The sequence below is a fragment of the Streptomyces saintjeani genome, assembly GCF_055409605.1.
On the sequence record NZ_CP189624.1, the window covers coordinates 7,281,212 to 7,293,425 of the forward strand.

Annotated in this window: 7 protein-coding genes; 3 read left to right on the plus strand and 4 right to left on the minus strand. The window is 70.4% G+C overall.

What is annotated here, in order from left to right; all coding sequences use genetic code 11:
- Positions 1–16 precede the first annotated feature (16 nt).
- The 3 genes from ACQCO7_RS33070 to ACQCO7_RS33080 all read left to right on the plus strand — a co-directional run bounded on the left by ACQCO7_RS33070 (position 17) and on the right by ACQCO7_RS33080 (position 5,037).
- Entirely contained in the window at positions 17–1,312 is a 1,296-nt protein-coding gene (locus ACQCO7_RS33070; RefSeq protein ID WP_464077343.1) for a sugar ABC transporter permease, read from the plus strand.
- A gap of 194 nt (positions 1,313–1,506) precedes the next feature.
- The gene (dxs, locus tag ACQCO7_RS33075; RefSeq protein WP_464075229.1) at positions 1,507–3,432 is read left to right on the plus strand and encodes a 1-deoxy-D-xylulose-5-phosphate synthase; all 1,926 of its coding nucleotides are present in this window, start codon (positions 1,507–1,509) and stop codon (positions 3,430–3,432) included.
- 126 nt (positions 3,433–3,558) lie between these two features.
- Positions 3,559–5,037 (plus strand): amino acid permease, encoded by a 1,479-nt coding sequence (locus tag ACQCO7_RS33080; protein ID WP_464075230.1) that lies wholly within the window; start codon positions 3,559–3,561, stop codon positions 5,035–5,037.
- A gap of 70 nt (positions 5,038–5,107) precedes the next feature.
- Here ACQCO7_RS33080 and ACQCO7_RS33085 read toward each other — a convergent pair whose 3' ends face one another.
- The 4 genes from ACQCO7_RS33085 to ACQCO7_RS33100 form a co-directional block, all read right to left on the minus strand.
- On the minus strand, positions 5,108–7,246 hold the full coding sequence (locus ACQCO7_RS33085) for a 3-hydroxyacyl-CoA dehydrogenase NAD-binding domain-containing protein (RefSeq protein WP_464075231.1): 2,139 nt from the start codon (positions 7,244–7,246) through the stop codon (positions 5,108–5,110).
- Positions 7,243–8,460 (minus strand): thiolase family protein, encoded by a 1,218-nt coding sequence (locus ACQCO7_RS33090; protein ID WP_464075232.1) that lies wholly within the window; start codon positions 8,458–8,460, stop codon positions 7,243–7,245. Before ACQCO7_RS33090 ends, ACQCO7_RS33085 begins: the two co-directional genes overlap by 4 nt.
- A gap of 148 nt (positions 8,461–8,608) precedes the next feature.
- Positions 8,609–9,637, minus strand: coding sequence for a LacI family DNA-binding transcriptional regulator (locus ACQCO7_RS33095; protein ID WP_464075233.1), 1,029 nt, complete (start codon positions 9,635–9,637; stop codon positions 8,609–8,611).
- Complete coding sequence (locus ACQCO7_RS33100) at positions 9,634–12,123, minus strand: glycoside hydrolase family 2 protein (protein ID WP_464075234.1); 2,490 nt, start codon at positions 12,121–12,123, stop codon at positions 9,634–9,636. The genes ACQCO7_RS33095 and ACQCO7_RS33100 overlap by 4 nt, the downstream gene beginning before the upstream one ends.
- Positions 12,124–12,214 lie beyond the last annotated feature (91 nt).

Below are 12,214 nucleotides of genomic sequence, written 5' to 3' on the forward strand. Positions count from 1 at the left end.
GACCGCGAAGGCCGAGGTGACCAAGGCCGCCACGGCCCAGGACACCGTCGCCCCCGCCGACGACCCGACCGCGGCGCCGGTCACCGTCGTCGACCCCCGCCTCCTCGTCCGCGAGGAAGGCTTCAAGGGCTACTGGACGGAGTTCCAGCGCAAGGTCAAGGGCGGTGAGCTGGGCTCGATCCCGGTCGTCCTCGGCCTGATCGTCATCTGGACGATCTTCCAGGTGAAGAACGACCGCTTCCTGAGCGCCGACAACCTCTCCGACATCAGCTACTTCCTCTCGGCCACCGGCATGCTCGCCATCGGCCTGGTGTTCGTGCTGCTGCTCGGCGAGATCGACCTGTCCGTCGGCTCGGTCAGCGGCCTCGCCTCGACGGTGTTCGCGGTGTTCGTGGTGAACCACTCCATGAACCCGTGGTTCTCGCTGTTCCTGACGGTCCTCACGGGCGCCGCGATCGGCGCGCTGCACGGCTGGTTCTTCGCGAAGATCGGCGTGCCGGCGTTCGTCGTCACCCTGGCCGGCTTCCTCGGCTGGAACGGCCTGATGCTGTGGCTGCTGGGCTCCAGCGGCACGATCAACCTCCCCTCGGACTCCGGCCCCGTGCACATCCTGGGCAAGAGCTCCTTCTTCATGGACCAGCAGATCATCGGCGCCTACCTGCTGGCCGGGCTCGCCGTCGTGCTCTCCCTGATCGGCAACTTCGGTGAGCAGCGCCGCCGCAAGGAGGCGGGCGTCCCGTTCCGTCCGACCATCGAGATCCTGATCCGCGTCGGCCTGCTGGCCATCGCCGCGTTCGTCGCGGCGGCCGTCCTGAACAGCGCGAACGGCGTCTCCAACGCGCTGGTCATCTTCCTCGCGTCCCTGGTGGTCGTGGACTTCGTGCTGCGTCGTACGACGTACGGCCGCAAGGTCTTCGCGGTCGGCGGCGGCATCGAGGCGGCCCGCCGCGCCGGTATCAGCGTGCCCATGATCCGTATCAGCGTCTTCGCCATCTCCGGCGGCTTCGCGGCGGTCGGCGGCATGTTCTTCGCGGGCCAGACGGCGTCCGCGACGCTGAACGCGGGGGGCGGCAACACGCTGATGCTGGCGATCGCCGCCGCGGTCATCGGTGGTACGTCGCTCTTCGGCGGCCGGGGCACGGTGTGGTCCGCGCTGCTGGGCATGCTGGTCATCCAGTCGATCCAGACGGGGCTGTACCTGCTCAACATGGACACGTCGATCCAGTACATGATCACCGGTGGCGTGCTGCTGGGCGCCGTGGTCATCGACTCGGTGTCCCGCAGGAGCCAGAAGGCCGCCGGCCGAGGCTGAGCATTTTTTGAGGACAAGGTGCCCGGCACTCGAAAATGAGTGCCGGGCACAGCCATGTCATAGGTTCACCGGATGATGGGTACGGCCGAACGAGTGACGTACGACGCACGGCCCGAAGTCCGGCCACCGGGACGGAACATTAGACTCGTCAAGCCCGGTAACAGCTCGAACAGCTCTACTGCAAGGAGGCACGGGTGCCGCTGCTGACCCGCATCACGGGACCGCGCGATCTGGACCGGCTCAGCCCGGAGGAGCTGGACCAGCTTGCCGGGGAGATCCGGACCTTCCTCGTCGATGCCGTCTCCAAGACCGGCGGCCACCTCGGCCCGAACCTCGGCGTGGTCGAGCTGACCATCGCCCTGCACCGCGTGTTCGAGTCCCCCAGGGACAAGGTGCTCTGGGACACCGGCCACCAGTCCTACGTCCACAAGCTCCTCACCGGCCGCCAGGACTTCTCGAAGCTCAAGCAGAAGGGCGGCCTCTCCGGCTACCCCGCGCAGGGCGAGTCCGAGCACGACGTCATCGAGAACAGCCACGCCTCCACGGTCCTCGGCTGGGCCGACGGCATCGCCAAGGGCAACGAGATCCTCGGCCGGGACGACAGGGTCGTCGCCGTCATCGGGGACGGCGCCCTCACCGGCGGCATGGCCTGGGAGGCGCTCAACAACATCGCCGACGCGAAGGACCGCCCGCTGGTCATCGTCGTCAACGACAACGAGCGCTCCTACGCGCCCACCATCGGCGGCCTCGCCAACCACCTCGCGACCCTGCGCACCACGGACGGCTACGAGCGCTTCCTGGCGCGCGGCAAGGACCTCCTGGAGCGCACCCCGGTCGTCGGCAAGCCCCTCTTCGACACCCTGCACGGCGCGAAGAAGGGCCTCAAGGACTTCATCGCCCCCCAGGGCATGTTCGAGGACCTCGGCCTGAAGTACCTCGGCCCGATCGACGGCCACGACATCGAGGCCCTGGAGTCGGCCCTGTCGCGCGCCAAGGGCTTCGGCGGGCCCGTCATCGTCCACTGCATCACCGAGAAGGGGCGCGGCTACCGGCCCGCCCTCCAGGACGAGGCGGACCGCTTCCACGGCATCGGCCCCATCCACCCCGACACCGGCCTGCCGGTCAAGGCGTCCGGCGCCGACTGGACGTCCGTGTTCGGCGACGAGATGGTGGCGCTCGGCAAGGAGCGCGAGGACATCGTCGCGATCACCGCCGCGATGCTCCAGCCGGTCGGCCTGAAGCGGTTCGCGGAGGAGTTCCCCGACCGCATCTACGACGTCGGCATCGCCGAGCAGCACGGCGCCGTCTCCGCCGCGGGCCTCGCGTACGCGGGCGTGCACCCCGTCTTCGCCGTGTACGCGACGTTCCTGAACCGCGCCTTCGACCAGGTCCTCATGGACGTCGCCCTGCACAAGTGCGGCGTGACGTTCGTCCTGGACCGCGCGGGGGTCACCGGCACCGACGGCGCCTCCCACAACGGCATGTGGGACATGTCGATCCTCCAGGTCGTCCCCGGCCTCAGGCTCGCCGCCCCGCGCGACGCCGACCAGGTCCGCGCGCAGCTGCGCGAGGCCGTCGCCGTCGACGACGCGCCGACCGTCGTGCGCTTCTCCAAGGGTGCCGTCGGGCCCGCCGTACCGGCCGTCGGGCGGGTCGGGGGCATGGACGTGCTGCGCGAGCCCGGGACGGACCGGCCGGACGTGCTGCTGGTGTCCGTGGGCGCGCTCGCGCCGATGTGCCTGGAGATCGCCTCGCTGCTCGACAAGCAGGGCATCACGACGACGGTCGTCGACCCGCGCTGGGTCAAGCCGGTCGACGAGGCGATGGCACCGCTCGCCGAGCGGCACCGGGTCGTCGTCACCGTCGAGGACAACTCCCGCGTCGGCGGCGTCGGTTCGGCGGTCGCGCAGGCGCTGCGGGACGCGGGCGTCGACGTACCTCTGCGTGACTTCGGCATCCCGCCGCGCTTCCTCGACCACGCCTCCCGCGCGGAGGTCATGGCGGAGATCGGGCTGACCGCGCCGGACATCGCGCGCCAGGTCACCGGCCTCGTCTCGAAGCTCGACGGCAGGTACGGCACCGCCGCCGAGGTGGGTTCCGTGGAGCCCGCGCGCGACTGACACGCCTGGATGGGCCGGATTCTTCACTACTTAGGGTGATGGGTTCGGCCCATTCGCGTTAACGGAGTGAAAGCCGGGCATACGTCCTACGCCCCTCTCGATGATCAGGCGTGGGAGGTCAGACCCGTGAGCAGCAGCATCTTCCGGACGAAACAGGTCGAGCAGTCGATCGAGGACACCGAGGAGCCCGAGCACGCCCTCAGGAAGTCCCTGTCGGCCCTCGATCTGACGGTCTTCGGTGTCGGTGTCATCATCGGCACCGGCATCTTCGTCCTGACCGGCACCGTCGCCAAGAACAACGCGGGCCCGGCCACCGCCCTCGCCTTCGTGGTCGCCGGAGTCGTCTGCGCGCTCGCCGCGCTGTGCTACGCCGAGTTCGCGTCCACGGTCCCGGTGGCGGGTTCCGCGTACACGTTCAGCTACGCCTCGCTGGGCGAGCTGCCCGCCTGGATCATCGGCTGGGACCTGGTCCTGGAGTTCGCGCTCGGCACGGCGGTGGTGGCCGTCGGCTGGTCCGGGTACATCGCCTCGCTGCTCGACAACGCGGGCTGGCACCTGCCCGCCGCGCTGAGCGGCCGGGACGGCGCCGACGGCTTCGGCTTCGACATCCTCGCCGCGGCCCTCGTCCTCGTCCTCACCGGCATCCTCGTCCTCGGTACGAAGCTCTCCGCGCGCGTGACGTCGGTCGTCGTCGCCATCAAGGTGACCGTCGTCCTCGTCGTCATCATCGCGGGCGCCTTCTTCATCAAGGGCGACAACTACCACCCGTTCATCCCGAAGTCCCAGCCGGTCGATGCGGGCGGCGACCTCCAGTCCCCCCTGGTCCAGCTCATGTTCGGCTGGGCCCCCTCGAACTTCGGCGTGATGGGCATCTTCACGGCCGCCTCGGTCGTCTTCTTCGCCTTCATCGGCTTCGACGTCGTCGCGACAGCCGCCGAGGAGACCAAGAACCCCCAGCGGGACATGCCCCGGGGCATCCTCGGCTCACTGCTGATCTGTACGACGCTGTACGTGGCCGTCTCCGTCGTCGTCACCGGCATGCAGCGCTACACGGACCTCTCGGTCACCGCACCGCTCGCGGACGCCTTCAAGGCCACCGGACACCCCTGGTTCGCGGGGTTCATCAGCTTCGGCGCGGCGGTCGGCCTCACCACGGTCTGCATGATCCTGCTCCTCGGCCAGACCCGCGTCTTCTTCGCGATGAGCCGCGACGGCCTCCTGCCGACGTTCTTCTCCCACGTCCACCCCCGCTACCGCACCCCCCACCGCCCCACGATCCTCCTCGGCGCGATCATCGCGATCGTCGCCGGCTTCACCCCCCTCAGCGAACTCGCCGAACTCGTCAACATCGGCACCCTGTTCGCCTTCGTGGTCGTCGCCATCGGCGTGGTCCTCCTGCGCCGCTCCCGCCCCGACCTGCCGCGCGCCTTCCACACCCCGTGGGTCCCGGTGATCCCGATCCTCTCGGTCGCGGCATCCATGTGGCTGATGCTGAACCTCCCGGCCGAGACCTGGCTGCGGTTCGGGATCTGGATGGCGATCGGGTTCGCGGTGTACTTCCTGTACGGGAGGAAGAACAGCAAGCTGGAGCAGGCCGGCAAGTAGCCGCGCACTCTGGCCGCACGAAAAAGAGGGCCTCCGCCGAGGCCCTCTTTCCGTTCGTCACCGCAAGCGGTTACGCCGGAACCGACGCCACCCCGGCGGACAGGAAGTTCTTCCCGTTCACCTTCTCGGAGACGCCCTCGCGGTCCAGGTACGGCGTGATGCCGCCCAGGTGGAAGGGCCAGCCGGCGCCGGTGATCAGGCAGAGGTCGATGTCCTGCGCCTCGGCGACGACACCCTCGTCCAGCATGAGCCCGATCTCCTGCGCGACGGCCTCCAGGACGCGGGCGCGGACCTGCTCCTCGGTCAGGGCCGTGGAGCCCTGCTTGAGGAGCGCGGCGACCTCCGGGTCCAGCTCCGGTTTGAAGCCGTTCTCCGCGGAGTACACGTAGAACCCGCGCTTGCCCGCCTCGACGACCGCCTTGAGGTTGGGGGAGACGGTGAAGCGGTCCGGGAAGGCCCGGTTCAGGGTCTCAGAGACGTGCAGGCCGATCGCGGGACCGACCAGCTCCAGCAGGACCAGCGGCGACATCGGCAGGCCGAGCGGCTCGACGGCCTTCTCGGCGACCTCGACGGACGTGCCCTCGTCGATGACGTTCTGCACCTCGCCCATGAACCGGGTCAGGATGCGGTTGACGACGAACGCCGGGGCGTCCTTCACCAGCACGGCCGTCTTCTTCAGCTTCTTGGCCACCGCGAACGCCGTCGCGAGCGAGGCGTCGTCCGTCTGCTCGCCGCGCACGATCTCCAGCAGCGGCAGGATCGCGACCGGGTTGAAGAAGTGGAAGCCGACGACCCGCTCGGGGTGCTTCAGCTTCGACGCCATCTCGGACACCGACAGCGAGGAGGTGTTGGTCGCGAGGATCGCGTGCGCCGGGGCGACCGCCTCGACCTCGGCGAACACCTGCTGCTTGACGCCGATCTCCTCGAACACGGCCTCGATGACGAAGTCCGCGTCGGAGAAGCCCTCGGCCTTGTCGAGGACCCCGCTGACCAGGGCCTTCAGGCGGTTCGCCTTGTCCTGGTTGATCCGGCCCTTGCCGAGCAGCTTGTCGATCTCGGCGTGGACGTAGCCCACCCCCTTGTCGACGCGCTCCTGGTCGATGTCGGTCAGCACGACCGGCACCTCAAGGCGGCGCAGGAACAGCAGCGCGAGCTGCGAGGCCATCAGCCCGGCGCCGACGACACCGACCTTGGTGACCGGACGCGCCAGCGACTTGTCCGGCGCGCCGGCGGGCCGCTTGCCGCGCTTCTGCACCAGGTTGAACGCGTAGATCCCGGCGCGCAGTTCGCCGCCCATGATCAGGTCGGCGAGCGCCTTGTCCTCGGCGTCGTACCCGGCCTGGAGGTCGCCGTCCTTCGCGGCGGCGACGATGTCCAGCGCGCGGTAGGCGGCGGGGGCGGCGCCGTGCACCTTGGAGTCGGCGAAGGCCCGTCCCTTGGCGACGGCCTCGTCCCACGCCGCACCGCGGTCCACAGCGGGCCGCTCGACCTTGACGTCGCCCTTGATGACGGACGCCGTCCAGATCAGCGACTGCTCCAGGAAGTCCGCGCCCTCGAAGAGCGCGTCCGCGATCCCGAGGTCGAAGACCTGCTGGCCCTTGAGCTGCTTGTTCTGGTTGAGGCTGTTCTCGATGATCACCGAGACGGCCTTCTCGGCGCCGATCAGGTTCGGCAGCAGCGCGCAGCCGCCCCAGCCGGGCACGAGGCCGAGGAAGACCTCGGGCAGCGAGAACGCCGGGATCGCCTTGGAGACCGTGCGGTACTCGCAGTGCAGACCGACCTCGACGCCACCGCCCATCGCGGCGCCGTTGTAGTACGCGAACGTCGGTACGGCGAGACCCGCGATCCGCTTGAAGACGTCGTGGCCGCCCTTGCCGATGGCGTGGGCGTGGTCCCACTCCTTCAGCAGCTCGACGCCCTTGAGGTCGGCGCCGACCGCGAAGATGAACGGCTTGCCGGTGATGCCGACGCCGACGATCTCACCGGCCGCGGCCTCCGCCTCGACCTGGCCCAGCGCCGCGTCCAGCTTCGCCAGCGAGGCCGGGCCGAAGGTGGTCGGCTTGGTGTGGTCCAGGCCGTTGTCCAGCGTGATCAGCGCGAAGCGGCCCGCGCCGAAGGGGAGGTCGAGGTGGCGGACGTGCGCCGACGTCACGACCTCGTCGGGGAACAGCTCGGCCGCGCCCTTCAACAGCTCGGTGGTGGTGCTCACTTGTCCCCCTCGAAGTGCGGGTTCTCCCAGATGACCGTCGCGCCCATGCCGAAGCCGACGCACATCGTCGTCAGGCCGTAGCGGACGTGCGGCTGGTCCTCGAACTGCCGGGCGAGCTGCGTCATCAGACGCACGCCGGAGGAGGCCAGCGGGTGACCGAAGGCGATCGCGCCGCCGTACTGGTTGACGCGCTCGTCGTCGTCCGCGATGCCGTAGTGGTCGAGGAAGGCGAGCACCTGGACGGCGAACGCCTCGTTGATCTCGAACAGGCCGATGTCCTCGATGGACAGACCCGCCTGCGCGAGCGCCTTCTCCGTGGCCGGGATCGGGCCGTAGCCCATGACCTCCGGCTCCACACCCACGAACGAGTAGGAGACGAGGCGCATCTTGACCGGCAGGCCGTTCTCGCGCGCGAAGTCCTCGGACGCGATCAGGGAGGCCGTCGCGCCGTCGTTCAGGCCCGCCGCGTTACCGGCGGTGACCCGGCCGTGGACGCGGAAGGGGGTCTTCAGGCCGGAGAGGTTCTCCAGCGTCGTCCCCGGGCGCATCGGCTCGTCGGCGGTGACCAGGCCCCAGCCGGTCTCGCCCGCTTCAGGGCTCGTGCGGCGTACGGAGATCGGGACCAGGTCGGCCTGGATCTTGCCGTCCGCGTACGCCTTGGCGGCCTTCTCCTGGGAGCGCACCGCGTACTCGTCCGCGCGCAGCTTGGTGATCTGCGGGTAGCGGTCGTGCAGGTTCTCGGCGGTCATGCCCATGAACAGCGCGGACTCGTCGACCAGCTTCTCGCTGACGAACCGCGGGTTCGGGTCGACGCCCTCGCCCATGGGGTGGCGGCCCATGTGCTCGACGCCACCGGCTACGGCGATGTCGTACGCGCCGAACGCGACCGAGCCGGCGACCGTCGTGACGGCCGTCAGGGCGCCCGCGCACATGCGGTCGATGGAGTAGCCGGGGACCGACTGCGGGAGGCCCGCGAGGATGCCCGCCGTACGGCCGATGGTCAGGCCCTGGTCGCCGATCTGCGTGGTCGCCGCGATCGCGACCTCGTCGATCTTCGCGGGGTCCAGACCGGGGTTGCGGCGCAGCAGCTCCCGGATCGCCTTCACGACCAGGTCGTCGGCCCGGGTCTCGTGATAGATGCCCTTCGGGCCCGCCTTGCCGAACGGGGTACGGACGCCGTCGACGAAGACGACGTCCCTGACGGTACGAGGCACGATGGCTCCTCCAGGTGCGGGATGGCACAGCTGCGACGCGCCACCCTCCGCTGATCGCTGAGCGGGCGCTCAGCCCCCATGCTACTTATCAGTAACGTGACTGCCCAGTCCCGGGGGGCGGAGCGGCGAAGGTCACACGATCCCCGCGTCAGTTCTTGGGCGGCGCCGTCGACCCTCTCGGTGCCAGGACCGGAGTGGCCACCGGATGCGACCCCCCGCCCTTCCCCAGGATCACCCCGAACAACGTCCGTGCCACCTCCGCCCCGAACCCGTGCACATCGTGACTCATCGCCGACAGCGTCGGATGCGTCAACCGGCACAGCTGCGAGTCGTCCCACGCCAGCAGCGACACGTCGTCCGGCACCCGCACCCCCATCTCCTGCGCCACCGACAACCCGGCCACGGCCATGATGTCGTTGTCGTAGACGATGGCCGTAGGCCGGTCGGCCGCCGTCAGCATCGCCCGAGTCGCCCGCGCCCCCGCCTCCCCGGAGTAGTCCGTATCCACCTGCCACGCCCCCGCAAGCCCCAGCTCACGCGCCGCCGAGTCGAACGCCTCCCCCCGGGTCGCCGTGTGCCCCAGCTCCGCCGCACCCCCCACCCGCGCGATCCTGCGATGCCCGAGCGCCGCGAGATACCGCACCGCCTCCCGCATCGCGGCGGCATCGTCGGTCCATACGGCCGTGAGGGTTCCGGCCAGCGAGGGATGCCCCACGGCCACCACCGGCAGCCCCAGCCGCTCGGCGACGGCGACCCGCGGATCGTCCGCACGGAAGTCGACGAGGATCGACCCCCCGATCTGCCGCCCCCGCCACCAGGACTCCAGGAGCCCGGCCTCCTCCTCGGGCGACTTCACGAGCCGCAGCAGCAGCGAGCAGGAGTGCTCGATCAGCACGCTCTCCACCCCGGACACGAACTCCATGTAGAACGGCTCAAGTCCCAGCATCCGCGCGGGCCGGCAGATCGAGAGCCCCACGACGTCCACCCGCGCCCCCGCGAGCGACCGCGCGGTCGGACTCGGCGCCCACCCCAACTCCCGCGCGGCGGCGAAGATCCGGTCCCGCGTCGCCTCGGACAACCCCGGCTTGTGGTTGAACGCGAGCGACACGGCCCCCTTCGAGACGCCCGCACGCGCGGCGACGTCCTTGATGGTGACGCGGGGACTGGTACTCGTCATCGAGCGGGCTCCTGGCAGTACAGCGCGGATCGCGCGGCGGCGGCGTCGGGACGCTCCCACCCGCTCACCCCCATCGTCACCCGCTCACCCGGCAGCAACGTCACCAGCCCCCGGTCGGCGCGCACTTGGGGCCCCAGCCGGTCCGCCTGGAACAGCAGATCCCGTACGAGGGTGAGCGCGGTCACGGTCACCGAACCCGGCGCGACCTCGACCTCGAACTCCGGCCGGGGGTAAGGGATTTCACGGTCGGCGGCGGGAAACCAGAGCGCACGCAACGGAGTTGAGCCGCCCCGGCCGACCGCATCACCGGCGCCGGTCGAGCCGGCCGTGCCGTCAGCGCCGGCCGCGTCCACCGCGTCCACCGCGTCCGCCACGTCCACTACGTCCGTCACATCCGCCACGTCCGCCACGATGAACTCCTTCACCCCGTCCGGCACCAACTCCCGCTCCACCGCCACCTCCCCAACCGCCCTTCTCCCCACGGCGATCGGCACCTCGGCCCGCGCGACCACCACCCCGTCCACCGTCATCCGCCGCAACGACACCACCCCGCCCCACTCCCCGCCCCCCTGATTCACGCACGCCAACACCAGCCGCCCACCCCGGAGTTGAAACGTCGGCAACCGGTCCGCGTACAGCCGCCGCAGCTCGTGGTAGAGCGGCTTCTCCCGCCCGTCCCCGTCGACCGCCGCCCAACTCGTCACCGGCCAGCAGTCGTTGAGCTGCCACACGACCGTCCCCGCACACACCGGCCAGTGCGACCGCCAGTGCTCGACCCCGGCCGCCACCGCACGCGCCTGGTTGACCTGCGTCAGATAGTGCCACCGGTCGAAGTCCCCGCCGGGCAGGGCGAAATGGTGCGCGAGCCCCCGCTCCAGCTTCCCGTTCCCGTCGTCGGCCTTCTGGTGGTGCAGCACCCCGGGCGAGTCCGGCGCCAGCTCCTCACCCGGCAGGGCGCGCCGCAGCGTCGCGTACGCGGGCGGCGCCTGCCACCCGAACTCGGCGACGAAGCGCGGGATTTGGTCGAGGTACGCGGAGTAGTCCAGCCGGTTCCACACGTCCCACGAGTGATGCGTGCCGTGCGCCGGGTCGTTCGGGTGCCGGTCCCAGGACCCGGACCAGGGGCTGCCCGCCGTATAGGGCCGCGTCGGGTCCAACTCCGCGACCACACGCGGCAGTACGCCCAGGTAGTACCCCTCGCCCCAGGAGTCCGAGCCCAACGGTTCCGCCCACCCCCAGTCCCGGAACCCCCACAGGTTCTCGTTGTTGCCGTTCCACAGCACGAGCGAGGGGTGCGGCATGAGCCGGACGACGTTCTCCCGCGCCTCCGCCTCGACCTCGCCCCGCAGCGGCTGTTCCTCGGGGTAGGCGGCGCACGCGAACGGGAAGTCCTGCCAGACCAGGAGCCCCAACTCGTCGCAGGCGTCGTAGAATTCGCCGCTCTCGTAGATCCCGCCGCCCCAGATCCTGACGAGGTCCACGCCCGCGTCGGCGGCCTGCCGGAGCCGCTTCCGGTAGCGCTCGCGGGTGACCCGGGACGGGAACACGTCGTCCGGGATCCAGTTCACGCCCCGCGCGAAGAGCCGCTCACCGTTGACGGCCAGCGTGAAGCCGGTGCCGTGGTCGTCGGGGGACGTGTCCAGCTCGACGGTGCGGAAACCGACCCGGCGCCGCCACCCGTCCAGCGCCTCGGCGCCGTGCAGCAACGTCAACTCCACGTCGTACAGCGGCTGTTCGCCGTACCCGCGCGGCCACCACAGCGCGACGTCCGGCACCGCGATGCGGACGGTGCCGCTCGTGCCGTCGATCGCGCCGCGCACCCGGACGCCGCCCACTTCGGCCTCGACCGACAGGGCCGCCTCGACGCGGGCGCGCTCGACCTCGACGTGCAACTCCACGACGCCCACGCCCTGTTCGACGGTCACCAGGGGCCGTACCCGGGAGATGCGGGCGGTCGCCCAGCGCTCCAGGCGGGCCGGGCGCCAGATGCCCGCCGTCACCAGCGTCGGACCCCAGTCCCAGCCGAAGGAGCAGGCCATCTTGCGGATGTACTGGTACGGCTCGGCGTACGCGGCGGGCCGCTCGCCCACCTGCCCCCGCACGGCCTCCGCTTCGGCGTACGCGGAGGCGAAACGGACCGTCAGCCGGCCGCTCAGGCCGGTCACGTCGAAGCGGTACGAGCGGTGCATGTTCCGTACCCGGCCCAGGAGCCGGCCGTCGAGACGGATCTCGGCGGCCGTGTCGAGGCCCTCGAAGACGAGGTCGGTCTGCTCGTGCCCGTCCGGCTCCGCGACGAGATCGCGCTCGTAGGTCCACTCCCGCCTGCCGACCCACGCGACCTCGGTCTCGTTGCGCCCCAGGAACGGGTCCGGGATCACCCCGGCGGCCAGCAGATCCGTGTGCACGCAGCCCGGCACCACCGCCGGGAGCGCCTCGCCGTCGTGCCGCAGGGTCCAGCCGTCGTGCAGCGGTGCGACCTGAAGCATGCGCTCTCCCTAAACCGGTCCACCTCAAGGGAGGACGACGAGGTTCACATCCTTGGCGGGAATGGGACTTTACCGGTTGAGAAAGCGCTGT